Consider the following 25,240-nt stretch of genomic DNA (forward strand, 5'->3'; position numbering starts at 1 on the left):
GGTACACCGTGCGTCAGAGCGACCGGGGCCCGCAGGCCGACCGCGTGGAGCGCCTCTAACACCTCTGAACACATGCTCATCTGCCGCGGCGAGCGCACTGGTGTTCATCGTTGCGGCTGACGCACGGTGATGTATGGCTGCCATCACCGTCCCAGCCGTCAGCGGCGGGTCCCCGAACGAGCTCGTACTGCGTGCGGCGACCGCCGCATACCTCGGCCGCTACCGCGGTCAGACCCGGCTGCACAGCGAGTCGGACCTGCGGGTCTTCCTGCGCTGGTGCGCCGACCAAGACCTTGAACCGCTCGCAGCGGTCCGGGTGGACATTGAGCGGTACCTGCGCTGGCTACAGGATGTGCGCCAGTACCAACCGTCCACGGTGTCGCGGCGGTTGTCGGTCGTGGTCGGCTTCTACCGGACCTGCGTCATCGACAGCATCCTGCCCACTCACCAGCCGACTACGTCCGCCGGCCCACCGTGCCCGCGGAGTCACCGACCCTCGGACTCGGGCACCTGCAGTTCGAGGCCTTGATCACCACGGCACGGCTGTCGACCAACCCGAACGACTTCGCCCTGATCGCGCTCCTCGGCCTACTCGGACTGCGGATCTTCGAAACCTGCGCGGCCAGCATCAGCGATCTCGGCGAAGAACATGGTCACCGCGTCCTGCGGGTGCGGGGCAAGGGCGGCAGGGTCGTGCTCATCCCGCTACCGCCGGCCGTCGCCCGAGCCATCGAACGCGCCGTCGATGACCGCACCGACGGGCCGATCCTGCGCAGCACCGTCGGCACCCGCATGGACCGGCACGCCGCGACCCGCCGCCTCAAACACCTGGCGGCGACTGCCGGCGTCCGGATGCCAAGGATGCACCCGCACATGCTGCGCCACACATTCGTCACAACGATGCTCGACGCCGGCGTCAGCCTCCGCGACGTCCAGATCGCCGCCCGCCACGCCGACCCACGAACCACTATGCGGTACGACCGCGCACGCAACAACCTCGACCGGCACCCGAACTACATCCTCGCGGCTTACATGGCCTCAGGCACATGACCATGGGGCGGCTCACGACTTTGCCGAGATGAGAGAGGCGTTCGTATGGTGAGTCACCGCAGTGCTGTTGCGAGTTCGGTGGCGTTGTCGAATGCGGATGCTGCCCTTTCGGTTTCGTCTTTCGTGAGCGTGACGGAGTGGGCGCGGGCCAGCATCTCGGCCGCGGTCGTTGGGTCGTGCAGCACCATCGCGAGTTCGGCGCGGTAGACCAGGACCTCCACCAGCTCGACCGGGTCGTCGCCGGCGTGCGGGCGGGCCAGCGCGCTGTCGAGGATCCGAACGGCCTGTCCGACGCTTCCCCTGGAATCGGCCTGCACGACAGCATTCGCCAGGGCCTTGGCCAGCCGCCCGGCCGGCGTAGTGTCCGGCAGAGGCGCGGTGGCGGCGTTCCGGAAGACGCGGATCCAGTTGCCGCCCGGGTCGATGACGCTGAATCCGCCCACCCCGTCGGCGTTCTTCCGCGCCCTGGGCCGGGTCATCCGCGGCGTTCCGGACACCAGTACCTTGCCGTACGCGGCGCGCATGCCGGCTGCGAATGCCCGGTGCAGTCCCTCGATGTCCGCGGTGAGCACGAGACAGGAGCCATAGGACTGCTCCGGGTCGAACCCGGCGATCTCGAAGAACTGCAGCTGCAGGTCTTCCCGCTGCACCCCCACACACGCGTTGGGCTTGCGTTGCTTGTACGTGGTGCGGAAACCGAGAACTCCGTAGAAGGCTTCGATGTCGTCAACGGATGCGCACGGCAGCAGGGGAACAGTCACCTCGCTGGCCATGCCTCCTTCCTAAGCGCCGCAGGGTACCCGCCGCACATGGAAATAGCCGATCGTCGCCTTCAGCCATCCGATCGGCTGATGCCCCTGAACGCAACACCGCCGAGCCGAGCCGTCGGCGGTGCCTTCCTGGCTGCCGTACGGCTCGCCAAGATCAGGCGCCCGGATCTGCCGCTGATTGTGCGCGGCCGCTGGGGCGGCCGCTGCGCTCCCAGGCACGGTTCGCGGATTGTTCGGGCTCGTCATTGCTGCGGCTGTGCACGCGTGCTGTGACCAGTGGACGTGCCGGGTTGCCCGCGGTTCAGCCGGATGCGACGTCAAGGAGTGAGGTCGTCTTCGATGTATCCAGTGGCGGGGTCGATCTGGGCCAGGAAGTCGCGGATGATCTCCGAGTGCTCGTCGAGCGACAGGTCCGGGGTCGGACTCACGCCGAATCCGTAGCCGGGGTTCGGTCCGCTCAGCCACGCGTAATCGGTGCCTCCGAAGGCGTTCGGGCTGAGGGCGAACAGCTCTCCGTCGACTTCAAGCGTGAGTGACCGGACGTCGGCCGTGCCTTTGGTGTCGGGGCACACGCCGGGTACGGCATCCGGGTCGCCCTCGCCGTTGTCCGGGTAGATCGCCTTCACCCGACCATCTTCGCGTGCTTGCCGGCCGGCGAGGGCGTGCAGCGGGCCATGATGTCAGGAAGGGCCGCAACGCCGGGAGTCGCAGGCGGCCTGCAGTGCCGTCGGAAAACCCGCCTGCCTGCTCGGCGAGGGCGAACCATACTGCGTGTGGACCGGTGGCAGAGCCGGGTTATCGCAGCGCCCAGAGTCGAAGGCCGGGCACGCACGGGCGGCTCAAAAGGTGCGTGGGGCCGCTGGTGTGCCATGCCCCACCGGGGGTTCGAATCCCCTCCGGTCCGCCGGCTTCCTGATCAGCTCTTAATGCGGACGGACCGGCACCTCCCCACAGAGGTGCCGGCCCGTCCGCCGGGGGCCGCCGGGCCCGTGGCGTTTACCCGGCGACGCGTTCGCGGGCGGCGCTCTTGACCAGGGAGGCCAGGGCGCCGACGACTGACATGGCGATCGCCAGCCAGAACACAATGACAAGGCCGTCGTGGAAGGGGCCGGACACCAGGTGCGGGAAGAACTCGCGGCCGGTGAGGGTGGCGGCGTTCGCGGCGGGGAGCTGGCCCAGCAGGTTGGGGCCGAGCAGCGCGGCGATCGGGTTGTAGCCGAGGAACGCCGCGAACAGCGTTCCCACCGGTGGCAGGTTCGCGATGGTGTGTGCCGCCGGGGCCGGCACGCCCTGAGCGGTCAGGCCGCCGTCCAGGGTCGAGGGGAGCGAGGTGGACAGGCCCGCGACCATGAGGGAGAAGAAGACGCCGATGGACAGGACCATGCCGGCGTTCTGGAAGGTGGCGCGCATGCCTGAGGCGGCGCCGCGCAGGTGGGCGGGGACGCTGGACATGACCAGGGACGTGTTCGGCGCGGCGAAGAGGCCGCCGCCGAGGCCGTTGAGGAAGACGAGGGCGGCGAAGGCCCAGTAGCTGAAGTCGGTCGGCAGGATGAGCAGGCCGCCGAAGGACAGGGCCATGACGAGGAGGCCGCCGGCGGCGAAGAGGCGGGGGCCGTACTTGTCGGAGAGGTGGCCCGCGATCGGGCCGGCGGCGAGGAAGCCGACGGTGAGCGGCAGCAGGTAGATGCCGGCCCACAGCGGGGTCTCCTCGTAGCGGTACCCGTGCAGGGGCAGCCAGATGCCCTGCAGCCAGATGATGAGCATGAACTGCAGGCCGCCGCGGGCGATCGAGGCGAGCAGGCCCGCGATGTTGCCGGAGGCGAAGTCCCGGATCTTGAACAGGCCGAGCGGGAACATCGGGTCCTTCACGCGGGTCTCGATCCAGGCGAACAGCGCCAGGATCAGGGCGCCGCCGAAGAGGCCGAGGAGGACCCACGGGTTGGTCCAGCCCTGGCTGTGGCCGCCGTACGGCTGGATCCCGTACGTGATGCCGGCCAGCAGCGCGGTGAGCCCGACGGCGAACGTGAGGTTGCCCCACCAGTCGATGCGGCCGGGGCGGCGCAGGCCGGTGTCGTGCAGGGAGCGGTAGGCCCACAGGGTGCCGATGATGCCGATGGGGACGTTGACCCAGAAGATGGCGCGCCAGTTCCACTCGGCGAGGAGGCCGCCGAGGACGAGGCCGATGAACGAGCCCGCGATGCCGGCGACGATGTTGACGCCGAGGGCCATGCCGCGCTGGGCGGCGGGGAACGCGTCGGTGAGGATGGCGGCGGAGTTGGCCATGAGCATGGCGCCGCCGACGGCCTGCAGGACGCGCCAGCCGATGAGCCACAGGGCGCCGCCGCCGCCGTCGAACGGGTCGAGGGACAGGGCGACCGAGGTGACCGTGAACAGCGCGAAGCCCGCGTTGTAGATGCGGACCCGGCCGTACATGTCGCCGAGGCGGCCCAGGGTGACCACGAGGACGGCGCTGACCAGCATGTAGCCCATGAGCATCCACAGCAGGTAGCTGACGTTGCCGGGGCTGAGCGGGTCGAGGTGGATGCCGTTGAAGATGGCGGGCAGCGAGATGAGCACGATCGAGGAGTTGATCGTGGCGATGAGCATGCCGAGCGTGGTGTTGGACAGCGCGACCCACTTGTAGTGCGGGTGGTCGGTGCCACTCGTCAGTGCGCCTCGCAGAGCAAGCATGGTCACGGTGCGAGCCTTTCCAGCGCGGGCAGTGCGGCGGCGATCAGTGCCTGGTCGTCGGAGGGCAGGTCGGCGAGCAGCGCCGAGAGGTGCGCGGCGCGCACGGCGCGGCGGCGGTCGAGCAGGTCGCGGCCGGCCCTGGTGACGCGGACGAGGACGACCCGGCCGTCGGTGGCGTCGGTGGTGCGCTCGGCGAGGCCGTCGCGCTCCAGGCGCTGCGCGAGCTGGGTCATCGCCGGCTGGGTGACGCCCTCGGCGGCGGCGAGCTCGGTGAGCCGCCGTGGCCCTTCCCGCTCCAGCCGGCGCAGGGTGGACGCGGCCGTCAGGCTCACGTCATTGGGCGGGTTGCCCTGCCGCATCAGGCTGAACAGCCGCTCGACCGCGGTCGCCAGCTGCGCGGCGTCGAGCGCCGGCGGGGACGAAAGAGGCATACCCCAAGTTGTATCACTCGCTTATAAAAGCTCGTTATGTATCAGGTCACAGGAAAAGGGGGCGCCGCCCGAAAAGGTGACGCCCCCCGAAGACCGCGGAAACGGTCAGATGCACTTCTTGTTGTCGACGATGGTGAGCCCGTCGACCAGGTTGCCCATGCCCTCGTCGGTGGAGGCGCTCTCCACCGCCGTCAGGGTGACGCGGGTCGAGGTCTGGTTGGCGCTGGTCTGGTACCAGCCGGACAGCCGCCGCCACGACACGTCGGTGGCCGTGTTCATGTACGCGAACGTCGAGCCGACCCCGTTGACGCTGCCGTCGTTCCTCGGCGTGCGGCCGAAGTGGATCTGGGTCGCGTCGACGTCCTTGGCGTCGGACGTGTCCCGGGCGCGGATCCAGAACGACCAGTAGATCTTCGTGTTCGGCTTGGTCTTGATGTCCTGGTAGATCGAGTTGCCGGAGCCGGTGGCGTTGAGCTCGGCGAACTGGCTGCCGAAGCGGGCCGGCACGCCGTCCATGCCGCTGCGCCAGATCTCGATCTGGCCGTCCGGGTCGTCGGTGCGCCAGCCGGGCACGTCGTCCTCGTCGAACAGCATCCAGTCCGCGCCCTTGACCTTCGGCTGCTCGAAGCCGCCGTCGGTGGTCAGCTCCTTGCACATGGCCGCGGGCGCGGCCTTCTTCCCCGACGAACCAGCCATGCCGGCGGTGCCGGAGCCGCCGGGCTTGCCTGCCCCGGCGGCCGACGCCGGCGGCGCGCTGATGAGCGTCGCGAGCAGTGCGGCGGCCCCGACCACCGGCAGCATGCGGGTCTTCAACATGGTGATCCCCCTGTCCGCCACGGCTCCGCTGCCGTGGCAACCTCCGCGCAGAGCCAAACACGGTGACCTGCACAAAGGCGGACAGTTGGAGGAAATTCCGTATTTCGGGCAGACTTGTCAGCCGTTACGTCGTCGCAGGTTTGGCCCGCCGTCGCAGGTACAGGCGGACGAGCGGCTCGGCGGCGCGCGCCACGAGCGGCCCGGCGACGGCGAGGATGAGCACATAGGCGGCGGCGAGGGGGCCGAGCTTCGCGTTGGTGCCCGCGGCGACCGCGAGGCCGGCGATGACGATGTTGAACTCGCCGCGCGGCAGCAGCGCGGCGCCGGCTCTGACCCGGCCGGTGATCGCGACCCCGGCCCGGCGGGCGGCGAGCCATCCGGTCGCCATCTTCGACACGATGCCGGCGAGCGCGAGCAGCGCCGCGATGCCGAGGACCGGCGGCAGCGCCCGCGGGTCGGTCTGCAGGCCGAAGAAGACGAAGAACACGGCGGCGAACAGGTCCCGCAGCGGGGTCAGCAGCTCCCGCGCGGTGTGCGCGAGGGGCCCGGACAGCGCGATGCCGACGAGGAACGCCCCGACGGCCGCGGACACCTGCAGCAGCTCGGCGACGCCCGCGACGAGCACGGTGAGGCCGAGGACCTTGAGCAGCAGCACCTCGTCGCTGTCGGAGGCGACGAACCGCTCCACGATGTGCCCGTAGCGCAGCGCGACGAGCAGGATGGCGCTGATCGTCGCGGCGGCGATCGCGAGGGTGGCGGTGCCGCCGAGCAGGCCCACGCCGGCCAGCAGCGCGGTGAGGATCGGCAGGTACAGCGCCATCATCAGGTCCTCGAACACCAGCAGCGACAGCACGACCGGCGTCTCGCGGTTGCCGAGCCAGCCGAGGTCGCCGAGGACCTTCGCGGTGATGCCGGAGGAGGTCACGTACGTGATGCCGCCCATCGCGACGGCGGCGACGGGTCCCCAGCCGAGGATGAGCGCGGCCGCGACGCCCGGCGCGGCGTTGAGCACGAGGTCGATGAGGCCGGCGGGCGCGGAGGACCGCAGCGTGCCGACGAGCTCCGGAGCGGTGTACTCCAGGCCGAGCGTGAACAGCAGGAGGATGACGCCGATCTCCGCGCCGGCCGAGATGAACTCGGTGCTGGTGGTCAGCGGCAGGACGCCGCCGGCGCCGAACGCGAGCCCGGCCAGGAGGTACAGGGGGATGGGGGAGATCGAGAACCGCAGGGACAGGGCGCCGAGCAGGCCGAGGGCGAGGATGACCGCACCGAGCTCGATGAGGATCGTGTCGTGATGCACGGCGCCCCTATCCGTCGGTGAGGAGCGTCGCGACGCCCTCTGTGCCGGCGGCGGTGCCCACGACGACGATCAGGTCGCCGGCCCGCAGGCCGAAGTCGGGGCGGGGGCTGGCGTGCACGTTTCCGCCGCGGAGCACGGCGACGATCGACGCGCCGGTGCGGGTGCGCGCCTGGGTGTCGCCGAGGGTGCGGCCGTCGTACGGCGAGCCGGGGGCGATCACCAGCTGCTCGGTGACGAGCCCGGTCACCTGCCGCTGGAGCTCGGCGAGGTGCTCGACGATGCGCGCGGTGCCGAGGTATTCGGCGACCGTGTTGGACTCCTCCGCGGACAGGGCCACGGAGACCACGCTGGTATCTGGGTCTTCCTTGTCATAGATGACGAGGTCGCGCCGCCCGCTGCGGTGGGAGACGATGCCGATGCGGCGTCCCCTTGCGGTGGTCACCACGTGGCTCGTGCCGATGCCGGGGAGGTCGGTGCGCTCGACGTTCATACCCCATCGTACCGGATATGGATCTCTGTCAGAGCGTCAGCGGCGCAGCGCCTCGCCGAGTTCCTCCGTGGTGCGTACGAGGTTCACGGCGATCTCGACGGCGTGCTCGTCGGTGAGCCGGGCGAGCGGCACCCCGACGCTGATCGCGTCCCTGGTGCCGGGGACCGCCGCCCCGACGCAGCCGACGCCGGGCTGGAACTGGCCGCGTTCGTACGCCCAGCCGCGCGCCCTCGTCTCGGCGAGCTCCTCGAACAGGGCGGCCCGGTCGACGACGGACTCGCTGGTGTGGGCGACGACGCCGAGGTCGAGCAGGGCGACGACCCGGTCCCGGGGCAGCCCGGCGAGGATGGCCTTGCCGCTTGCGGTGGCGTAGGCGGGCATCCGCCGGCCGACCGCGGAGCCGGCGGTGTCCTGCGGCGCCTCCCGGCTGGCGATGCAGACGATGCCGGGCGGGTCGAGCCGCACCAGGCGCACCGCCTCGTTGAGCCTGTCCCGCAGCTGCGCCAGGAGCGGCGCGGCCAGCCGGACGGTGCGGTCGGTCAGCAGGTAGGCACTGCCCGGGCGCAGCGCGCCGACCCCGATCGCGTAGCTGTCGTCGGGTTCGGCGACGACCCAGCCGCGCTCGACGAGGCTGCGCAGCCTGCCGCGGAGCACCCCCTCGGGAAGCCCGAGCTGGCGCAGGAGCGACTCGAAGGTCACCCGGTCCGTGGCGGCCGCCAGGCGCTCGAGCACATCGAGGGTCGGGCTCTCATCAGTGATGGGCATTAGGTCCGGGTTTCCCAATCGCGCGAGCTTCAAACATCTCAACCAGAATTATTCTTCACGAGCGGAAACGGCAGCGTCTCGCGGATCGTCCGGCCGGTCAGCAGCATGACGAGCCGGTCGACGCCGAGGCCGAGCCCGCCGCTGGGCGGCATCGCGAACTCGAACGCGTCGAGGAAGTCCTCGTCGAGCGACATCGCCTCGGGGTCGCCGGCGGCGGCGCGCAGCGACTGGGCGGTCAGCCGGGCCCGCAGCTCGACGGGGTCGACCAGCTCGGTGTACGCGGTGCCCAGCTCCATCCCGAACGCGACGAGGTCCCAGCGTTCGGCGAGGCGCGGGTCGTCGCGGTGCTGCCGGGTCAGCGGCGACACGTCGACGGGGAAGTCGGTGTAGAACGTGGGCCGGACCGTGGCGCCCTCGACGAGGTGCTCGTACAGCTCCAGGACGAGCTGGCCGTGCGTCCAGCCGTCCTGCCACGCGATGCCGTGCCGGTCCGCCAGGGCCCGCAGGTCCTCCGCCGCCGAGCCGGGCGTCACCGCCGCGGAGACCGCCCGCGACACCGCCTCGTACACCGGGACCACGGGCCACTCGTCGCGGAGGTCGACCTCGACGGACCCGCGGCGCAGCACGGGACCCGGACCGGCGGTCGCGGCGGCGAGGATCAGGTCACGGGCCAGGACCCGCATGGTCGTGTAGTCGCCGTACGCCTCGTAGGCCTCCAGCATCGTGAACTCGGGGTTGTGGGTGGCGTCGACGCCCTCGTTGCGGAAGTTCCGGCCGATCTCGAAGACCCGTTCGACACCGCCGACGGCCAGGCGTTTGAGGTACAGCTCCGGCGCGATCCGCAGGAACAGCGGCATGTCGTAGGCGTTGGAGTGGGTGACGAACGGCCGGGCGTTGGCGCCGCCATGCACCCGTTGCAGGACCGGGGTCTCGACCTCGACGAAGTCGCGGCCGTGCAAAGCGGTGCGCAGCGCGAACCCGACGGCGGAGCGCAGCCGCACCATGTCGCGGGGCGTGGCGTTGACGATCAGGTCGACGTGCCGCTGCCGGACGAGCGCCTCCGGGTCGGCGAGCCCGCGATGCTTGTCCGGCAGCGGGTGCAGGCACTTCGCGGTCAGCCGCCAGTCCTCGGCGAGCACGGACAGTTCGCCGCGTTTCGTCGTACCGACGCAGCCGCGGACACCGACGTGGTCACCGAGGTCGACCGTGGCGGCGAACGACGGGTCGCCGCTGATCATGACCTGCAGGTCGCCGGACCAGTCGCGCAGCGTGGCGAAGCACAGGGCGCCGTGGTCGCGCAGCCGCACCACCCGCCCGGCGACGCTGACCCGCTCGGCGGTGCGGGTGTCCGGCGGCAGGTCCGCGTGCGCGGCGCGGATGCCGGCGAGGTCGTGGGTGCGGCCGAATCCCGGCGGATACGGGTCGACGCCGGCCCGGCGCAGCGCGTCGAGCTTGGCCAGGCGCACCCGGACCTGCTCCGGCAGCGGCTTGCCCTCCGGCGGCGCCTCGACCGCGATCAGCTCCCGCGGCCCGTCGTCGGCCGGTGGCGTGCCCCGCCGCAGCAGGGTCCGCAGGTTCGGCACGACCAGGAACCCCTCGGCGGCCGCGGACGCGAGGCCGACCTTCGCGAGGTCCCGGACGTCCTCGAAGCACAGGAACCGCGGCAGCCACTGCGGGTTGTACTTGACGTTGGAGCGGTACAGCGACTCCAGCTGGAACCAGCGCGACGCGAACAGCAGCAGCGCCCGCCACAGCCGCAGCACCGGTCCCGCCCCGATCCTGGCGCCCTCCTCGAACACGGCGCGGAACACGGCGAAGTTCAGCGAGACCCGTTCGACGCCGAGCCGGGGCGCCTCCCGCATGAGCGTGGCGACCATGTGCTCGACGAGGCCGTTGTCCGAGGCCCGGTCGCGGCGCATGAGGTCCAGGGACAGCCCGTCGGCGCCCCACGGCGTGAACGACAGCAGCGCGACCTCGCGGCCGTCGCGGTCGTACGCCTCGAGGAGGACGCAGCGGCCGTCGTTGGGGTCGCCGAGCCGGCCGAGCGCCATCGAGAAGCCGCGTTCGGTCTCCGTGTCGCGCCAGCGGGCGGCGAGCTCGATGATCCGCGCCATCTCCTGCGTGCCGATGTCGGCGTGCCGGCGGATGCGGACGGTGTACCCGGCGCGCTCGACGCGGTGCACGGCCTGCCGGACCTGCCGGAGCCGGGGCGATTCGAGGTCGAAGTCGCGCACGTGCAGGATCGCCTCGTCGCCGAGCTCGATGACCCGCAGCCCGGCGCGGGCGTACGCGGTCGCGCCCTCCTCACCGGCGCCCATGACCGCCGGGGTCCACGCGTAGTCGCGGGCCTCCCGCAGCCACGCCTCGATCGCCGGCGGCCACGCGTCGGGCTCGCCCAGCGGGTCGCCGCTGGCCAGGGAGACGCCGAAGACGACCCGGTACGTGACGGCGGCGCGACCGGTGGGGGAGAACACGACCTCCTTGTCCCGGCGGGTCGCGAAGTAGCCGAGCGAGTCGCGGCGGCCGTTCGCCGCCAGGAGCTGCCGGACCCGCCGCTCCTCGTCGGCGTCCAGCGAGGCGGTGGCCCGCTGCGAGCGCAGCAGCGCGAACAGCGCCGAGAACAGGGCGAGGGCGCCGAACGCGCCGAGGATCAGGTTGACCCAGCCGGGGGCCCTGCCGTGCCGGCCGACGTCGAAGCCGAACGCCCCGCCGAGGACGGTCTTCACGCTGTAGGCCAGGCGTCCCGTCCCCGGGCCGAGCGACCCGGGGAACAGCTCGACAAGCCCCCAGCCGAGCAGCGTGAACGCGACGAGCAGCGCGCCGAGGGTGGCGAGGGCCTTGGCGAGGCTGGCCCGCTGGACGCGGGCGGAGAACCCGGCGCGGGCCAGCCACAGCAGCGCCAGCAGCACCGCGGTGATGAGCACGTTGGCGAGCCCGGCGGCGGCGCCGTGCCACGGCAGCCGCAGCTCCCGTGCCTCCTCGCCCCGCTCCGCGCCGCCGAGCAGCACGAACACGTCGAACAGCGCCTGCGCGCCGAGGAACAGCAGCAGGATCCAGTAGGTGACGCGTTTGCGGTTGTGCACGGCGGCGGCGAGGGTGGCCAGGGTCGCGGCGTAGCCGAGGTTCGCGGGCGCCGGCAGCAGCAGCGCGTCGACGGTGACCCGCACCGGGTGGACCCGCGAGCCGAGCGCCGCGGAGACGGCGGCGACCGCGCAGAGGACGGCGACGGCCAGCAGCCCGCCCGCGAACCAGTCCGGGAGCCTGTCGCGAAGCGTCTTCACCGGCACATCATCGCCTGCCTGGTTTCAGAACATCCGCACCGGGTGATGATGGCTGCATGGACGACATCACCGCGCTCATCCTGGACGATCACGCCGCGTTCCGCCGGGGGTTCGCCCGTCTCGACGACGCCCGCGGCGAGGAGCAGCTCACCGCCGTGTGGGAGTCCCTGGCCCTGCACCTGGAGATCCACGCCGAGGCGGAGGAGCGGATCCTGTACCCGCACCTGCTCAAGCGTGCTCCTTCCGAGGACGCCGAGGAAGAGACCGACGACGCGATCCGCGACCACAACAAGATCCGCGACGCGATCGAGGCGGCCCGCGCCCACGACGTCGGCTCCGACGGCTGGTGGAAGGCCGTGTGGGAGGCGCGGACCGAGAACAGCGAGCATCTGACCGAGGAGGAGGACGAGGTCCTGCCCGACTTCCGCAAGCACGCCGGCATGCAACTGCGGGTGTCGCTCGGCGCGCAGTGGCTGACCTTCTACGGCGAGCACCCCAGCGGCAAGGGCCTCACGTTCCGCGACAAGGACCCCGCCCAGTACATCCGCGACAACAGCTAGGCATATCAGGTTTCGAACCGGGGACCTACCGGCGCATGACAACTGTGCTGATCACCGGTGGTCTCACCGGCATCGGACGGGCCACCGCCGCGGCGTTCGCCGGCCAGGGCGCGGACGTGGTGGTCGCCGGCCGCCACGACGCCGAGCTGCCCGCCGGCGCCGTCTTCATGCACGCCGACGTGCGGCAGGAGGACGACGTCCGGCAGCTCGTCGACGACACCGTGACCCGCTTCGGCTCCCTCGACGTCGCGGTCAACAACGCCGGCACCGAGGGCACCCCGGGCACCGTCCTGGAGCAGGACACCGACACGTACGCGAAGACCTTCGACACCAACGTGCTCGGCACCCTGCTGAGCATGAAGCACGAGCTGCGGGTCATGGCGGAGCAGGGCCACGGCAGCATCGTCAACGTCTCGTCCGTCCTCGGCCATCAGGGCGCGCCCGGGTCGGCGGTCTACGTCGCCAGCAAGCACGCCGTCGACGGGCTGACCCGGTCCGCGGCCCTCGAAGCGGCCGGCAGCGGCGTGCGGGTCAACGCGGTCGCGCCGGGGCCCGTCCAGACGCCGATGCTGCAACGGTACGAGAAGAACTCCGGCGGGACCGACCTGGTGGCAGGGGTGCCGCTGGGCCGCCCGGCCACCCCCGAGGAGATCGCCAAGGCGGTGCTGTTCCTCGGATCCGACGCCGCCAGCTTCATGACCGGCGAGATCATGTACGTCGACGGCGGCGCCTCAGCCCGGTAGCTCGCCCGGCAGCTCCTGGCCGTGGCGGACGAGCGCCGCCTCGACCGCCGCGCAGACCTGCTCGACCACCAGCACCCGGGCCGTGGGCTTGTCGTCGCCGGGGATGACGTGCCACGGCCCGGCCGGGTGGTCGGTGCGCTCCAGCATGTCCTCGACCGCGCGCTTGTACGCGGGCCGCTTCTCCCGGTTGCGCCAGTCCTCGTCGGTGAGCTTCCACGAGCGCAGCGGGTCGTCCTGCCGGCTCTTGAACCGGCGCAGCTGCTCCTTGCTGGAGATGTGCATCCAGAACTTGACGAGGATCATGCCCTCGGCGGCGAGGGTCCGCTCGAACTCGGTGATCTCGTCGTAGGCGCGGGACCACTGCTCCTCGGTCGCGAAGCCCTCGACGCGTTCGACGAGGACCCGGCCATACCAGGACCGGTCCAGCACCGTCATCCCGCCCCAGCCGGGCAGCACCGGCCAGAACCGCCACAGGAAGTGGTGCCGCTTCTCGTCGTAGGTCGGTGCCGCGAACTGCGCGACCCGCACGTGCCGCGGGTCGAGGTGGTCGACGAGCCGCTTGATCGAGCCGCCCTTGCCGGACGCGTCCCACCCCTCGAACACCACGCACAACGGCGGCCCCAGTTTCGCCCGCTCGCCGCCGATCTGGCCGCCGAGCGTGAGCCGCAGCCGCAGCAGCCGCTCCTGGGCCCGCTCCAGGCGGCGGGCCGCCTCGTCCTTGGACAGGATGTCGTCGAGGTCGACCTTCGCCAGCCGCTTCATGCCTGCAAGCCTCGCACGGCTCCGCCCGGTCCGCGTGATGTGCGCAACGCAGATCCTTTGCACGGGCGCGGGCGCATCGCAACCCTGAGGTGGGACAGTGTTCGGATGAGCACGAAACGGGCACTGCGGATCGCCGCACTGCTCGTCGTGCTGGGCGTGGCCGCGTTCACGCTCAAGGACAAGATCCCGGACCCGGGGCAGATCGCCGCCACGATCGCCTCGGCGAGCCCGTGGTGGCTGGTCCTCGCCGCCGTCGCCGAGCTGACCTCCCTGCGGCACTTCGCCCTCCAGCAGCGCCGCCTGCTGGCCGGCTTCGGGGTGCGGATGTCGGTGCCGCGCGCCGTCGCGGTCACGATGACCCGCTCGGCGATCTCGTTCAGCCTGCCGGCCGGTTCGGCGATGTCGGCCGGGTTCGCCTTCCGCCAGTTCCGCACGGCCGGCGCGACCCGCCGCACCGCGGGCGCCGTGGCCGTCCTGTCGTCGGTGCTGTCCGGTGTCGCGCTGGTGCTCATGTACGGCGCGGTCGTGCTGATCCCACGCGGCGGCGCGACCGGCAACGCCGACACGCTGGTGCTGGTCCTCGCCCTGCTGGTGACCGCGTCCGTGGTGTTCGGACTGGACTACCTGCTGTCGCGCCGGACCGTGCCGGTGCCCGCGCTGCCGGAGCACGACGAGGAGACGCCTCCTTCCGGGCTGCTGCGGCGCGGCCGGGCGGCGGTGGCCCGCACCGTGGCCGACCTGCGCCGCCTGCCGCGCCGCTCGTGGGTGCTGTCGCTGATCCACGCCACCGTCAACTGGGGCCTCGACTTCGCCTGCCTGGCCGCGACGGCCGCCGCGTTCGGCATCGACGTGAGCCTGGTGCGGCTGGCCACGGTGTACCTGACGGTGCAGCTGCTCCGGCAGGTGCCGATCAGCCCCGGCGGGATCGGCGTGGTCGAGGTCGCCCTGCTCGCCGGCCTGGTCTCGGCCGGCGCGGGGCACGACGCGGCGGCCGCCGCGATGCTGGTCTACCGGCTGCTGTCCTGCTGGATCATCATCCCGCTCGGCGCGCTGGCCTACGCCACGCTGCGCCGCCGCACGTCCCCCACGCGGGAGCCGACCTCCCGGCAGCCGACCCCGGTCGCATAACTCACACGAATCTTTCAAACTTCACAAGTTCCTGTTAAGTTCGGTGGCGTGCCCGCACCGGACCGCCTCGACCTGACCCTCCGCCTCGTCCGCGGCAGCGGCCGGCTGACCCTCGCCGACCTCGCCGACCGCCTCGGCGTCTCGGAGATGACCGTCCGCCGCGACCTCGACCAGCTCCAGAGCCACGGCCTGGTCCGCCGGGTCCGGGGCGGCGCCGTCGCCCTCGACGTGCCCGCCGACGAGGCCGGCTTCGACGTCCGCGCCCAATGGCAGGCCGCCACCAAGTCCCGGCTCGCGTCGGCCGCCGCCGCGCTGGTCGCCCCCGGGAGCACCGTCCTGCTGGACGCCGGCACGACGACCGCGGCCGTCGCCGCCGCCCTGGCCGCCCGCTTCGGCGGCTCGTCGCCGCCGCTCACGGTCGCGGTGCTGAGCCTGCAGGCGGCGGTGCGGCTCGCCGACCAGCCCGGCATCCGGCTGATCGTCCTGGGTGGCGAGTCCCGCGCGGGCGAGCGCAGCCTCGTCGGCCCCCTCGCGCTGAGCGCCCTGGACCAGCTGCGCTTCGACACGTTCGTCATGTCGATCGGCGCGGTCCACCACGACCTCGGCTGGTCCGAGTTCGACCTCGACGACGCCGCCGTCAAACGCGCCGCGCTGCGCCGCGCCGGCCGCACCGTCGTCGTCGCCGACGCCACGAAGCTGGGGGTCCAGGCGTTCGCCAGGGTCGCCCCCCTCGACGCCGCCGACACCCTCGTCACGTCCGGCCTCGCCGGCGCGGAGGGTGCCGCCGCGGAGACCCTCGAGGCCGTGCGGACCGCCGGCGTCGACGTCATCACCACCGACAACCCTGAGGAGCCCTTGTCATGATGATCCTGGTAGCCGGCCCCTACCGCTCGGGCACCGGCGACGACCCCGCGCTGCTGCGGGCCAACGTCGACGCCATGAACGACGCCGCCGTCGACCTCTTCCGCGCCGGCCACCTCCCGGTCACCGGCGAGGCGCTGGCCCTGCCCCTCATCGAACGCGCCGGCTCGGCGGCCGTCGGCGACCCCGTCTTCGACGAGATCTTCCACCCGATCTCCGCCCGCCTCCTCAACCGCTGCGACGCCGTCCTGCGCATCGGCGGCCCCTCCGCGGGCGCCGACGAGATGGTCGCCCAGGCCCGCACCGAGGGCAAACCCGTCTACACCACCGTCACCGACATCCCCGCCCCGTGACCGTGCGGGCGGGGTCGCTCAGGCGGTGCGGCGCGACATCCGGCGCAGCAGCGCATCCGGATCGAGGACGACGTCCAGCGGCTCGGTGAGCGCGAGCGTCTCACCCGGCCCGACCTTCGCGTCTTCGGCATACTGCCCGTGCTCCAGCCGGTGCACGCGCATGGTGACCGCTCCGGACGGCTCCTGCTCGACGATCAGATACCAGGCGATCCCCGCGGCCGCATACAGCGGCAGCTTGACCGCGCGGTCCACGCCCGCGGTGCTCGGTGAGGCGATCTCGGCGACGAGCACGACATCGGCGGCGTCGATCATATCCTGGTCCCAGTCGACGTCGGCCACGACGATGTCGGGAATGAGGATGCGGCCGGATCCGAGCCGGACGTTGACCGCCTCCACGGCCAGCAAGCCCGCCTCGGAGGCCCGGTCGTCAAGTGCCGCCCACAACAGCGAGGACAGGCGCTGGTGCCGGGTTTTCGGTGCCGGGCTCACCAGCAGACTCCCGTCGAGCAACTCGATGCGATGACGCGTGGTCGGCTCGAGGGCGAGATAGTCGGCCTCGAGCCAGGGGCCCTCATGGTCGAGCGGGTTGAAGCTCATGAGGTCACACACCTTCCGCCGGCTGCTGTCACCAGGCTGCCATGCGACGCGGCCATCGACGACGGGCTCGCTCAGAAGGGTCATGCCTTGACCCTGCCACATGAACGCTTAAGAGTACAACTTGATCGGTGTTTCAGCGCGAATTGATCGGACGCCGGTCCCGATCGGCGCGGGGGACGGTGGCGAAGGTGATGAGCTTGAACCAGGCGGGGACGCCGCGGCGCAGGTCCGGCGGGCCCTCGATGGTGACGGCGCCCGAGCGCAGGGCGTCGGTCCAGTCGAGGTCGCCGAGCCAGACCTCGGTCATGCTGCGCAGGTCGGCGGTCACCTGGACGGTCACGTCGAAGCCGGGGTCGGCGTCGCAGACGTCGGCCTCGGTCGGGGTGAGGACCAGCCACCAGGTCCGCTGTGACGGTGGCACGGCGGGGAAGTCGAACCGCACGACCGTCCGGCCGGCCGGGACGGCGTCGTGGTCGACGCGGCGGTGCATGTCCCACAGCAGGAGCTTCGGGTCGAGGTCGCGGTCGCCGAGGTTGCCGATCCAGCGGATGCCCCACTCGCCGAGCGCGGCGACGATCGGGGCCAGCTCCCGGCCGGCGGGGGAGAGCCGGTAGCGGACCTCGACGCCGGACTTGTGGCGTTCGGCGACGCCCGCGGCGACGAGGTGCTGCAGGCGCTTGGACAGCAGCGTCGGCGACATCCGGGGCAGGCCGCGGCGCAGGTCGTTGAAGTGCCGGTCGCCGCCGACGAGCTCGCGGACCACGAGCATGGTCCAGCGCTCGTCGAGCAGCTCCATGGTCTTGGCGACCGGGCAGAACTGGTAGTACGACGCACCCATGCCCGCACCGTATGCGCCCGGCGGGGCACGGCGCCGGGTGGTGTCGGCGAGCCGACCGGCCGCGTTCGCACGGAAGGCGACAGATTCGAACAGCGTCGGCGGGGCACCGGGCATCGACTCCGGGGTATTTACAACGGTGAAGGCGTCTGCCTAGGATCGCGACACCATCGACAAACCGCCATAGTCGATCGCGATCCACCACGATCGCTCATCCGGCACCCGCCCGCCGGCGAGGTGTCCCGGAAGGACCCGCCATGCCCGGACGACTGCTCGCCGTGCTGCTCCTGCTCTGCGCCGCACTGACGCCGCTGACGCCGCTGACGGCCGAGCCGGCGCGGGCAGCGCCCGCGACCTTCACCAACCCGGTCCGTGAGGGCGCCGCCGACCCGCACATCACCTACTTCGACGGCAGCTACTACCTGGTGTACACCCAGGTCGACCACATCGGGATCGTCGCCGCGCCCACCCTCGCCGGGCTGCGGACCGCGCCCGAGCGGCGGGTCTGGGCCGACGGCGACCCCTACCGCTGCTGCGACATCTGGGCGCCGGAGCTGCACCGGTTCGACGGGCGCTGGTACCTCTACTACACCGCCGACATCGGCCAGCACCACCTGTTCGTCCTCGAGGGCGGCGCGAACCCCCTGGATCCCTACACGTTCCGCGGCGAGCTGCGGGCGGCCGACCACCGCCCGGGCATCGACGCCTCGGTCCTGACCCTCGGCGGCGCCAGGTACCTGCTGTGGTCGGCGTGGGAGCCCGACGGGCAGGACCTGTTCATCGCCGCGCTCGCCAACCCGTGGACGGTGTCCGGCAACCGCGTGAAGCTGTCGGTCCCCACGTACGCCTGGGAACGGGTCGAGGGTGCCGTCAACGAGGGACCCGAGGTCCTGCAGCACGGCGGCCGGACCTTCATCGTCTACTCGGCGAGCCAGTGCAGATCGGCGGACTACAGCCTGGGCATGCTCACCCACACCGGCGGCGACCCGCTGAACCCGGCCTCCTGGGTCAAGTCGCCGGCGCCGGTCTTCACCCGCAACGACGCGGCGGGCGTCTACGGCCCCGGGCACAACAGCTTCTTCACCTCGCCCGACGGGACGCAGACGTGGAACCTGTACCACGCCACCGGCAACCCCGCCGGCAGCTGCGGCGGTGACCGCTCCGCCCGCGCCCAGCGGGTCGACTGGAACGCCGACGGCACCCCGGACCTCGGCCGGCCCGGACCGGTCGGCGTCCCGGTCGAGGAACCCTCCAGCGGCGGCGCCTCCCTGCCCGTCGACCAGCTCGTGTCGCTGCGGGTGACCACGGCCGGCTTCACCGACCGGTACCTGCGCCACCAGAACGGGCTCGGGGTCACCTCACCCGTCACCGACCAGCTGTCCCGCGACGACGCCACGTTCCGGGTCCGGCGCGGGCTCGCCGACCCCGCCTGCTACTCGTTCGAGTCGACGAACCTGCCCGGCCTGTACCTGCGGCACAGCGCCTACCGGATCCGGCTGTCCGGCGACGACGGCTCCGCGCTGCTCGCCGCCGACGCGACCTTCTGCGCCGTGACCGGGCCGGCCGGTGCCGGCGTCGCGCTGCGGTCGAAGAACTTCCCCGACCGGTACGTGCGGCACGCGAACGCGCAGGTCTGGATCGGCGCCGACGGCGGCACCCAGCCCGGCGACGGTCCCGGTTCCTTCGCCGCCGACATCACCTGGCGCGTCGAAGCGCCCCTGGCCCCCTGAAAGGCACCCCGTGAGACGACCCTTCACCGCGTTGCTGCTCGGCGCGCTCGCCGCGCTGAGCCTGAGCGTCCCGGCGCACGCCGAGAACACCGGCGGCACCAGGATCATGCCGCTCGGCGACTCCATCACCGACGGGTGGAACGTCCCCGGCGGCTACCGGATCGGCCTGTGGCGGTCCCTGGCCGCCGGCGGGCAGCTCACCGACTTCGTCGGCGGGCAGTTCAACGGGCCCGGCGACCTGCCCGACCACGACCACGAGGGCCACCCCGGCTGGCGGATCGACGAGATCTCCGCCAACGTCACCGGCTGGGTCGCCGCGACCGCGCCGCGCACCGTCCTGCTGCACATCGGCACCAACGACGTGATCCAGAACTACAACCTCGCCGGCGCGCCCGGCCGGCTGTCGCAGCTGATCGACCGGATCACCGCCGCCGCGCCGGGCGCCGACGTGTTCGTCGCCTCGATCACCCCGCTCACCGACCCGGCGCGGGAGGCGAACGTCAACGCGTTCAACGCCACCATCCCCGGCATCGTGGCCGGCAAGGGTGCCCGGGTGCACTTCGTGGACATGCACGCGAAGCTCGGCACCGGCGACCTCGCCGACGGCGTGCACCCCAACCGGACCGGCTACGACAAGATGGCCGCCGGGTGGGCCGCCGCGCTCGCCGGCGTGCCGGGCAGCGCCGGACCGGCCGGCGGACCCGTCGGCCTGCCGAACGGGCTCGCGTCGCTGCGGGTGACCACGCCCGGCTTCACCGACCGGTACCTGCGCCACCAGAACGGGCTGGCGGTCACCTCGCCCATCGCCGACCAGCTCGCCCGCGACGACGCCACCTGGCGGGTGGTGCCGGGCCTGGCGGCCGGTGGCTGCTCGTCCTTCGAGTCGCGCAACTTCCCCGGGTACTACCTGCGCCACCAGAACGCCCGGGTGCGGATCAGCGCGGACGACGGCTCGGCGCTGATGCGGGCCGACGCCACCTGGTGCGCCCGGGCCGCCCAGGGCGGGGTCCGGCTCGCCGCGTTCAACTTCCCCGGCTCGTACCTGCGGCACATCAACAGCGAGGTCTGGCTCGCGACGCCGGCCGGGCCGAGCGCCTGGGACAACGCGACCAGCTTCGCGCCGGACACGGTCTGGGCCCTCACCGCCCCCTGGACCCCGTAGTCGGGAACCGGACCAGTACAGATCCTGTACTGGTCCGGCCCGCCGGGCGGTTCCTACGGTCGAGACATGCAGACCGAATCCATGACCGCTGACCAGGCCGCTGACCGGGCCGCCGACCGGGCCGCCGACCGGGCCGCCGACCGGGCCGCCGACCGGGCCGCCGACAGGGCGCTGAAGAGCAAGCACCGGGTGATGTGGGCGCTGGGTGACTACGCCGCCGTCGCCGCCGACGTGATCCCCGCTCTCGGCCCCGTCCTCGCCGAGGCGGTCGGTGCGGGACCCGGCGTCCGGGTCCTCGACGTCGCCGCCGGATCCGGCAACGCGGCGATCCCGGCCGCGCTCGCCGGCGCCGACGTCGTCGCCACCGACCTCACCCCCGAACTCCTCCAGGCCGGCGAGCGGCTCGCCGCGGCGCGGGGCGCGACGCTGGCGTGGGAGGCCGCCGACGCGGAGGCGCTGCCGTTCGAGGCGGCCGCGTTCGACGCCGTCATGTCCTGCGTCGGGGTGATGTTCGCCCCGCACCACCGGGCCGGCGCCGGCGAACTGGTCCGGGTGTGCCGCCCCGGCGGGACGATCGGGCTCGTCAACTGGACGCCGGAAGGCTTCATCGGGCGAATGTTCGCGACGATGAAGCCCTACGCGCCCCCGCCGCCGCCCGGCGCGCAGCCGCCCCCGCTGTGGGGCAGCGAGACGCACGTCCGCGACCTGTTCGGCGACGCCGTCACCGGCGTCGTGGCGCAGCGGCGGATGCTGCGCGTCGAGGCGTTCCCGTCCGCGGAGGCGTTCCTGGAGTTCTTCAAGCGCACCTACGGGCCGACCATCGCGGTGTACGCCGCGAATGCCGGTGACCCCGCGGCGGTCGCCGCCCTGGACGCCGCGCTGCTGGACCTGGCCCGGGCGCACGACCTCGGCGGCGGCGCGATGGAGTGGGAGTACCTGCTGTTCGTGGCCCGCAGGGCGTAGACGGCCAGGGCCCCGCGGGGCCTAGACGACCCGCTGGCGCTGCCGGCCCAGCCCGTCGATCGACAGCTCGACCACGTCGCCGGCGCGCAGGTACGGCTGGCCGGGAAGGCCCATCGCCACCCCGGCCGGCGTGCCGGTGTTCACGACGTCGCCGGGGCGCAGCACCATGAACTGGCTCAGGTACCAGATCAGGTGCGGCACGTCGAAGATCATGTCACCGGCGAGCTCGTCCTGGCGGGGCTCGCCGTTGACCCACGACCGCAGCCGCAGCTGCGGGACGGTCAGTCCCTCGGCGGGCACCAGCCACGGCCCGAGCGGGTTGAAGGTCTCGCACGACTTGCCCTTGTCCCACTGGCCGCCGCGCTCCAGCTGGAACTCCCGCTCGGAGACGTCGTTGCTGATCGCATACCCCGCGACGCAGGCGGGCGCGTCGGCGGGGCTGTCGAGGTAGCGGGCCTGCCGGCCGATGACGACGGCCAGCTCCACCTCGTAGTCGGTCTTGACGCTGTTGCGCGGGACGCGCACGTCGTCGTCGGGGCCGACGACGGTGTCGGACGCCTTCATGAACACGACCGGCTCGGCGGGCGGCTCCGCGCCGGACTCGGCGGCGTGCGCCCGGTAGTTGAGGCCGATGCAGACGACCTTGCCGGGCCGCGCGACCGGCGCGCCGGTGCGGGCGGGAGGGTCGGCCAGCACGGGCAGGGTGCCGGCCTCGAGGGCGTCGCGGACCCTGGCGATCCCGTCGGCCGCGAGGAACACGCCGTCGATGTCCGAGGTCAGCCGCGACACGTCCCGCGGCACGTCCTCCGCGTCGAGCACCACGGGTCGTTCGGCACCGGACGGTCCAAGCCGGGCAAGTCTCATGGGCTGCCACGGTACGGACGCAGTGGCCAAGTGGTCAAGCCAATCCCGCCACGGCGGCGATGCGTTCGAGGTGGGCCGTCATCGCGGTCCGCGCGGCGGCGGGGTCGCCCCGCTCGACGGCGGCGACGATCGCCTCGTGGTCGTGCGCCGTGCGGCGGTGCACCCCGGGCCGCCCCGCCGTGATCGACCGGCTGGACCTGCCGAGGCCGGACAGCGACTCGAACATGGCGGTCAGCAGCGCGTTGCCGGCCGCCTCGGCGATCAGCCGGTGCAGCAGCACGTCCGCCTCGACCTGGTCGTCGCCGCCGATCGCGGCCCGCATCGCGGCGGCCTGCCCGGGGGTGGCCCGCTGCGCGGCGAGGGCGGCGAGCGCGGGCTCCAGCAGCAGCCGCGCCTCGAACAGCTCGCCGATCGTGCGCTCGTTGAGAGCCATCACGAAGCGCATCGGCTCCAGCAGGGTCGCGGTGGACAGCGCCGCGACGAACGTGCCCGCGCCGTGCCGGCTCTCCAGGATGTTGAGACCCTCCAGGGAGCGGATCGTCTCGCGCAGCGTGGGCCGGCTGATGCCGAGCAGCTCGGCGAGCTCCCGCTCCGGCGGCAGCCGCTGCCCGGGCGTGAGCCGCCCGTCGACGATCATCTCCTGGATGGCGCGCGCCGCGTCCGCGGCCGCCGAGGTGCGCCGCAGCTTCACGAAGTCGGCCCCGCTCACCGCCACCACGCTACGGCACGTCCGGTCCGTGTGCCGCTCATGATCCGGTGGACCTCGCACACCGGATCGCGGGTCACGGCAACGTGGCGACGGTGAAGACGCCCGGGTCCCTGCCGGCCTGGGCGACCGGGGTGCCGTCCGGGGACCAGATGGCGGAGCGGCCGGCGGTCTCGGTGTAGCCGTCGCCGGTCGGGCCGGCGAAGCTGGCGAAGGCGACCCACACCCCGTGCGCCACGGCGATGCGGGCGCCGCGCTCGGCCTGCTCGTCGGCCTCCTCGGCGGACCTGCAGGTGCCGGCGACATAGGCGTCGATGCCGAGCGCCACGGTGTCGGCCTGGTGCCGCGGGACGCCGGTGTCCTTGCACTGGGCCAGGCCGAGGCGCCGGCCCTCGACGGTCACGACCGCCGGCCCGGGCGCGGGCCGGAAGCGGCGCTGCTCGTGCTCGCCCAGGTAGACCTTGCGGTAGGCGACGGTGACGGCGCCCGCGAGGCCGTCCACGGCGAGCATCCCGATGTACGGCCCGCCGTCGCCGTCGACCGGGGCGCCGGCGAGCGCGAGGGTGCCGGTGTCCCGGCACGCGGCGAGCAGCTCGGAGAGGGCCTCGTGCTCCGGCGGCACGACGTCCGCGTCGAGCTCGTAGCCCGTCAGGGACAGCTCGGGGAACACGACCACCCGCGCGCCCGCCGCGTGGACCACGGCGGCGTGGGTGGCCGCGTTGGCCGCCACGTCATAGGCGTCGCATTCCGGCTGTGCGACCGCGACGGTCAAGGGCTCCCGCATCCATCGATCCTAGACGCCCGGCAGGCTGCCCCGATGCACCGCGGTGCATCATTCGCGGGCCGGCGTGCCCCTCCTCGCCGGTCCGCGCCCGCCCCGGGCGGCGGTGGACCGGCCCGCGCCACAGACCTTGACGGTCATCGATGTCTCTGGTTGGCTGCCAGGGTGTCGTACCGCCGGTTCACCGCCATCGCGGTCTGCGGCCTCGTGCTGCTGAGCGCCGCCCCTGCCCACGCCACCCCGGGTCAGCCGGAGGCGGTCGCGTCGAGCGCCTGGAGCGCCGACCTGCGCGCCGTCGGCGGCGACGACGTCAACGTCGCCTGGACCGGCACCGGGCCGGGCGCCGCGCTGCGGCTCGCCGATCCGGCCACGCCACCGGGCGGTCAGCGCCCGCCGGTCGCGCAGGGCATGCTCCTCACCGCCGGGCACGTCCTGCCCGCCCCGGCGAACCTGGTCACGGCGGCGGTCGCCGGCACCGGCCAGGTCGACGTCGAGTACCGCGGCCTGCCGTCCGCCGCCGGTGCCGGGTGGACCGAGTGGCAGTCGGCCGGGCAGCCGTTGCCGGTCGCGGTCGGCGACGTCCAGGTGCGGGTCGTGCTGACCGGCGCCGCCACGGTGACCTCGGTCCGGCTCGCGGCCGGCGCCGCCACGCCCGGGCCCGCCGGGCTCGCCGCCGTCGGCAACGTGCACCGGGTGTACGCGACCAGGGAGGGGCTCGTCGGCGGTACCACCGCGAACGGTCACGTCATCACGTCCCGGGACCACTTCGTCGCGCTGCCGTCGCGCCGCGGCCTGTCGCCGAAGGGCACCGGCGACTACACCGTGCGGGTCTGCACGACCAGCGGCGCGCGGTGCGAGTTCGCCCCCGTCTGGGACGTCGGCCCGTGGAACACCACCGACGACTACTGGAACCCGCCCGCGACCCGGCAGTCGTGGAAGGACCTCCCGCAGGGCCGGCCCGAGGCGCAGGCGGCGTACCAGAACGGCTACAACGGCGGCAAGGACCAGTTCGGGCGCACGGTCGCCAACCCCGCCGGGATCGACCTCGGCGACGGCGTCTTCTGGGACGGGCTGCAGCTCACCACGAACTCGTGGGTCGACGTCGCCTACCTGTGGACCGCGGGCGGCCCGCGCGGCGTCGTCGGCAGCGGCCCGCTCAACATCCGCTCCGGCGCCGGTTCGAGCTTCGCCGGCAAGGGCTACGCGGCCGCCTACGCCCAGGTGCCGATCGAGTGCTGGGTGACCGGCCAGTCGATCGCCGGCCCGTTCGGCACGACGACCCGCTGGGACCGGGTCGGCGCGGGGCAGTACGTCAGCCACGCCTACATCTCCTCGACGTCCGGCGGTGCGGCGCCCGCCTGCTGAGCGGTCGCCGGCGCGCCGGCGTCGATCACGGATCCACGGTGGAGCCGAATGCGCTCCACGGAATCAGTGCATTGATGCCGCTGAATGCGCAGGTATCCCTCGTCCATACCCTCGCACTTCGATGCGACCGTCGCCGATGGGTGCCGCGGCGATAGTGTGCGTTGTCAATATCATCACGGGCGGTCTGCCCGTTTCCGGTCGCGGTCACCCCCGCCCGGTGCGGCAGGCCGACTTAG

The 25,240-nt window shown here is 72.6% G+C and carries 26 protein-coding genes and 1 tRNA gene; 12 read left to right on the forward strand and 15 right to left on the reverse strand.

All coding sequences use genetic code 11. The annotated features are described in order from the left end of the window. Nucleotides 1–133 precede the first annotated feature (133 nt). Both ACZ6TV_RS46545 and ACZ6TV_RS46550 read left to right on the forward strand, forming a co-directional pair. A complete protein-coding gene (locus tag ACZ6TV_RS46545) occupies nucleotides 134–529 on the forward strand; it encodes a site-specific integrase (protein WP_465306517.1) in 396 nt (131 codons plus the stop codon). Further along, complete coding sequence (locus tag ACZ6TV_RS46550; protein ID WP_465306519.1) at nucleotides 526–1,050, forward strand: tyrosine-type recombinase/integrase; 525 nt, start codon at nucleotides 526–528, stop codon at nucleotides 1,048–1,050. Before ACZ6TV_RS46545 ends, ACZ6TV_RS46550 begins: the two co-directional genes overlap by 4 nt. Nucleotides 1,051–1,103: 53 nt before the next feature. On the opposite strand, the gene ACZ6TV_RS46555 is transcribed toward ACZ6TV_RS46550, so the two are convergent. Both ACZ6TV_RS46555 and ACZ6TV_RS46560 read right to left on the reverse strand, forming a co-directional pair. Further along, entirely contained in the window at nucleotides 1,104–1,823 is a 720-nt protein-coding gene (locus ACZ6TV_RS46555) for a VOC family protein (protein WP_465306521.1), read from the reverse strand. A 314-nt stretch (nucleotides 1,824–2,137) separates the two neighbouring features. Further along, nucleotides 2,138–2,446: a hypothetical protein gene (locus ACZ6TV_RS46560; RefSeq protein ID WP_465306522.1), complete on the reverse strand. Its 309-nt coding sequence runs from the start codon at nucleotides 2,444–2,446 to the stop codon at nucleotides 2,138–2,140. A gap of 149 nt (nucleotides 2,447–2,595) precedes the next feature. Between ACZ6TV_RS46560 and ACZ6TV_RS46565 the strand changes: the two genes are divergently transcribed. Then, nucleotides 2,596–2,724: transfer RNA gene (locus ACZ6TV_RS46565), tRNA-OTHER, on the forward strand. Between the two features lie 92 nt (nucleotides 2,725–2,816). Here ACZ6TV_RS46565 and ACZ6TV_RS46570 read toward each other — a convergent pair. The 7 genes from ACZ6TV_RS46570 to lysX all read right to left on the reverse strand — a co-directional run bounded on the left by ACZ6TV_RS46570 (nucleotide 2,817) and on the right by lysX (nucleotide 11,600). Then, nucleotides 2,817–4,511: an MFS transporter gene (locus ACZ6TV_RS46570; protein ID WP_465306689.1), complete on the reverse strand. Its 1,695-nt coding sequence runs from the start codon at nucleotides 4,509–4,511 to the stop codon at nucleotides 2,817–2,819. A 2-nt stretch (nucleotides 4,512–4,513) separates the two neighbouring features. Continuing rightward, complete coding sequence (locus ACZ6TV_RS46575) at nucleotides 4,514–4,942, reverse strand: MarR family winged helix-turn-helix transcriptional regulator (RefSeq protein ID WP_465306524.1); 429 nt, start codon at nucleotides 4,940–4,942, stop codon at nucleotides 4,514–4,516. Nucleotides 4,943–5,047: 105 nt separating this feature from the next. Further along, a complete protein-coding gene (locus tag ACZ6TV_RS46580; RefSeq protein WP_465306526.1) occupies nucleotides 5,048–5,758 on the reverse strand; it encodes a hypothetical protein in 711 nt (236 codons plus the stop codon). Nucleotides 5,759–5,882: 124 nt separating this feature from the next. Further along, the gene (locus ACZ6TV_RS46585) at nucleotides 5,883–7,058 is read right to left on the reverse strand and encodes a cation:proton antiporter (RefSeq protein WP_465306528.1); all 1,176 of its coding nucleotides are present in this window, start codon (nucleotides 7,056–7,058) and stop codon (nucleotides 5,883–5,885) included. Nucleotides 7,059–7,065: 7 nt separating this feature from the next. After that, on the reverse strand, nucleotides 7,066–7,548 hold the full coding sequence (locus tag ACZ6TV_RS46590) for a cation:proton antiporter regulatory subunit (RefSeq protein ID WP_465306530.1): 483 nt from the start codon (nucleotides 7,546–7,548) through the stop codon (nucleotides 7,066–7,068). 36 nt (nucleotides 7,549–7,584) lie between these two features. Further along, nucleotides 7,585–8,313, reverse strand: a complete 729-nt coding sequence (locus tag ACZ6TV_RS46595; protein ID WP_465306532.1) for an IclR family transcriptional regulator — start codon at nucleotides 8,311–8,313, stop codon at nucleotides 7,585–7,587. A gap of 38 nt (nucleotides 8,314–8,351) precedes the next feature. Continuing rightward, complete coding sequence (gene lysX / locus ACZ6TV_RS46600) at nucleotides 8,352–11,600, reverse strand: bifunctional lysylphosphatidylglycerol synthetase/lysine--tRNA ligase LysX (RefSeq protein ID WP_465306534.1); 3,249 nt, start codon at nucleotides 11,598–11,600, stop codon at nucleotides 8,352–8,354. 50 nt (nucleotides 11,601–11,650) lie between these two features. Here lysX and ACZ6TV_RS46605 point away from each other — a divergent pair, with 50 nt between their 5' ends. Further along, entirely contained in the window at nucleotides 11,651–12,154 is a 504-nt protein-coding gene (locus ACZ6TV_RS46605) for a hemerythrin domain-containing protein (RefSeq protein ID WP_465306536.1), read from the forward strand. Nucleotides 12,155–12,189: 35 nt separating this feature from the next. After that, nucleotides 12,190–12,897 carry an SDR family NAD(P)-dependent oxidoreductase gene (locus tag ACZ6TV_RS46610; RefSeq protein WP_465306538.1) on the forward strand — a complete coding sequence of 236 codons (708 nt, stop codon included), beginning with the start codon at nucleotides 12,190–12,192 and terminating at the stop codon, nucleotides 12,895–12,897. Here the strand turns inward: ACZ6TV_RS46610 and ACZ6TV_RS46615 are convergent. Further along, a complete protein-coding gene (locus tag ACZ6TV_RS46615; protein ID WP_465306540.1) occupies nucleotides 12,886–13,659 on the reverse strand; it encodes a polyphosphate kinase 2 family protein in 774 nt (257 codons plus the stop codon). The two genes, ACZ6TV_RS46610 and ACZ6TV_RS46615, sit on opposite strands and share 12 nt — an antisense overlap. Before the next feature lie 105 nt (nucleotides 13,660–13,764). On the opposite strand from ACZ6TV_RS46615, the gene ACZ6TV_RS46620 reads away from it, so the two are divergent. The 3 genes from ACZ6TV_RS46620 to ACZ6TV_RS46630 are packed head-to-tail and all read left to right on the forward strand — an operon-like array spanning nucleotide 13,765 to nucleotide 16,001. Continuing rightward, nucleotides 13,765–14,787 (forward strand): lysylphosphatidylglycerol synthase transmembrane domain-containing protein, encoded by a 1,023-nt coding sequence (locus tag ACZ6TV_RS46620; protein ID WP_465306542.1) that lies wholly within the window; start codon nucleotides 13,765–13,767, stop codon nucleotides 14,785–14,787. 48 nt (nucleotides 14,788–14,835) lie between these two features. Further along, complete coding sequence (locus ACZ6TV_RS46625) at nucleotides 14,836–15,651, forward strand: DeoR/GlpR family DNA-binding transcription regulator (protein ID WP_465306544.1); 816 nt, start codon at nucleotides 14,836–14,838, stop codon at nucleotides 15,649–15,651. Then, entirely contained in the window at nucleotides 15,648–16,001 is a 354-nt protein-coding gene (locus tag ACZ6TV_RS46630) for a DUF4406 domain-containing protein (protein WP_465306546.1), read from the forward strand. Before ACZ6TV_RS46625 ends, ACZ6TV_RS46630 begins: the two co-directional genes overlap by 4 nt. An 18-nt stretch (nucleotides 16,002–16,019) precedes the next feature. Here ACZ6TV_RS46630 and ACZ6TV_RS46635 read toward each other — a convergent pair whose 3' ends face one another. Next, on the reverse strand, nucleotides 16,020–16,682 hold the full coding sequence (locus ACZ6TV_RS46635; protein ID WP_465306548.1) for a Uma2 family endonuclease: 663 nt from the start codon (nucleotides 16,680–16,682) through the stop codon (nucleotides 16,020–16,022). Nucleotides 16,683–16,731: 49 nt separating this feature from the next. Beyond that, entirely contained in the window at nucleotides 16,732–17,436 is a 705-nt protein-coding gene (locus tag ACZ6TV_RS46640) for a winged helix-turn-helix transcriptional regulator (RefSeq protein ID WP_465306550.1), read from the reverse strand. A 254-nt stretch (nucleotides 17,437–17,690) separates the two neighbouring features. Here ACZ6TV_RS46640 and ACZ6TV_RS46645 point away from each other — a divergent pair, with 254 nt between their 5' ends. From ACZ6TV_RS46645 to ACZ6TV_RS46655, 3 genes are all read left to right on the forward strand, one after another. Next, the gene (locus tag ACZ6TV_RS46645) at nucleotides 17,691–19,163 is read left to right on the forward strand and encodes a family 43 glycosylhydrolase (protein WP_465306552.1); all 1,473 of its coding nucleotides are present in this window, start codon (nucleotides 17,691–17,693) and stop codon (nucleotides 19,161–19,163) included. 10 nt (nucleotides 19,164–19,173) lie between these two features. Continuing rightward, the gene (locus ACZ6TV_RS46650) at nucleotides 19,174–20,325 is read left to right on the forward strand and encodes an AbfB domain-containing protein (RefSeq protein ID WP_465306554.1); all 1,152 of its coding nucleotides are present in this window, start codon (nucleotides 19,174–19,176) and stop codon (nucleotides 20,323–20,325) included. 66 nt (nucleotides 20,326–20,391) lie between these two features. Next, the gene (locus ACZ6TV_RS46655) at nucleotides 20,392–21,288 is read left to right on the forward strand and encodes a class I SAM-dependent methyltransferase (RefSeq protein WP_465306556.1); all 897 of its coding nucleotides are present in this window, start codon (nucleotides 20,392–20,394) and stop codon (nucleotides 21,286–21,288) included. A gap of 21 nt (nucleotides 21,289–21,309) precedes the next feature. Here ACZ6TV_RS46655 and ACZ6TV_RS46660 read toward each other — a convergent pair whose 3' ends face one another. The 3 genes from ACZ6TV_RS46660 to ACZ6TV_RS46670 form a co-directional block, all read right to left on the reverse strand. After that, nucleotides 21,310–22,152, reverse strand: a complete 843-nt coding sequence (locus ACZ6TV_RS46660) for a fumarylacetoacetate hydrolase family protein (RefSeq protein ID WP_465306558.1) — start codon at nucleotides 22,150–22,152, stop codon at nucleotides 21,310–21,312. A gap of 34 nt (nucleotides 22,153–22,186) precedes the next feature. Further along, nucleotides 22,187–22,861 (reverse strand): FadR/GntR family transcriptional regulator, encoded by a 675-nt coding sequence (locus ACZ6TV_RS46665; RefSeq protein WP_465306560.1) that lies wholly within the window; start codon nucleotides 22,859–22,861, stop codon nucleotides 22,187–22,189. Between the two features lie 73 nt (nucleotides 22,862–22,934). Continuing rightward, nucleotides 22,935–23,642 (reverse strand): carbon-nitrogen hydrolase family protein, encoded by a 708-nt coding sequence (locus tag ACZ6TV_RS46670; RefSeq protein WP_465306562.1) that lies wholly within the window; start codon nucleotides 23,640–23,642, stop codon nucleotides 22,935–22,937. 162 nt (nucleotides 23,643–23,804) lie between these two features. Between ACZ6TV_RS46670 and ACZ6TV_RS46675 the strand changes: the two genes are divergently transcribed. Continuing rightward, entirely contained in the window at nucleotides 23,805–25,004 is a 1,200-nt protein-coding gene (locus tag ACZ6TV_RS46675) for a hypothetical protein (protein WP_465306564.1), read from the forward strand. Nucleotides 25,005–25,240 lie beyond the last annotated feature (236 nt).

The organism is Dactylosporangium sp. NPDC051087, assembly GCF_055586325.1.

Coding starts and splice junctions, on each gene's coding strand:
- ACZ6TV_RS46555 (WP_465306521.1), bottom strand. CDS start 1,823: ATGGCCAGCGAGGTGACTGTTCCCCTGCTGCCGTGCGCATCCGTTGAC.
- ACZ6TV_RS46645 (WP_465306552.1), top strand. CDS start 17,691: ATGCCCGGACGACTGCTCGCCGTGCTGCTCCTGCTCTGCGCCGCACTG.
- ACZ6TV_RS46670 (WP_465306562.1), bottom strand. CDS start 23,642: ATGCGGGAGCCCTTGACCGTCGCGGTCGCACAGCCGGAATGCGACGCC.
- ACZ6TV_RS46595 (WP_465306532.1), bottom strand. CDS start 8,313: ATGCCCATCACTGATGAGAGCCCGACCCTCGATGTGCTCGAGCGCCTG.
- ACZ6TV_RS46655 (WP_465306556.1), top strand. CDS start 20,392: ATGCAGACCGAATCCATGACCGCTGACCAGGCCGCTGACCGGGCCGCC.
- ACZ6TV_RS46640 (WP_465306550.1), bottom strand. CDS start 17,436: ATGGGTGCGTCGTACTACCAGTTCTGCCCGGTCGCCAAGACCATGGAG.
- ACZ6TV_RS46545 (WP_465306517.1), top strand. CDS start 134: ATGGCTGCCATCACCGTCCCAGCCGTCAGCGGCGGGTCCCCGAACGAG.
- ACZ6TV_RS46610 (WP_465306538.1), top strand. CDS start 12,190: ATGACAACTGTGCTGATCACCGGTGGTCTCACCGGCATCGGACGGGCC.
- ACZ6TV_RS46630 (WP_465306546.1), top strand. CDS start 15,648: ATGATGATCCTGGTAGCCGGCCCCTACCGCTCGGGCACCGGCGACGAC.
- ACZ6TV_RS46570 (WP_465306689.1), bottom strand. CDS start 4,511: ATGCTTGCTCTGCGAGGCGCACTGACGAGTGGCACCGACCACCCGCAC.
- ACZ6TV_RS46580 (WP_465306526.1), bottom strand. CDS start 5,758: ATGTTGAAGACCCGCATGCTGCCGGTGGTCGGGGCCGCCGCACTGCTC.
- ACZ6TV_RS46605 (WP_465306536.1), top strand. CDS start 11,651: ATGGACGACATCACCGCGCTCATCCTGGACGATCACGCCGCGTTCCGC.
- ACZ6TV_RS46660 (WP_465306558.1), bottom strand. CDS start 22,152: ATGAGACTTGCCCGGCTTGGACCGTCCGGTGCCGAACGACCCGTGGTG.
- ACZ6TV_RS46635 (WP_465306548.1), bottom strand. CDS start 16,682: ATGACCCTTCTGAGCGAGCCCGTCGTCGATGGCCGCGTCGCATGGCAG.
- ACZ6TV_RS46620 (WP_465306542.1), top strand. CDS start 13,765: ATGAGCACGAAACGGGCACTGCGGATCGCCGCACTGCTCGTCGTGCTG.
- ACZ6TV_RS46575 (WP_465306524.1), bottom strand. CDS start 4,942: ATGCCTCTTTCGTCCCCGCCGGCGCTCGACGCCGCGCAGCTGGCGACC.
- ACZ6TV_RS46590 (WP_465306530.1), bottom strand. CDS start 7,548: ATGAACGTCGAGCGCACCGACCTCCCCGGCATCGGCACGAGCCACGTG.
- ACZ6TV_RS46615 (WP_465306540.1), bottom strand. CDS start 13,659: ATGAAGCGGCTGGCGAAGGTCGACCTCGACGACATCCTGTCCAAGGAC.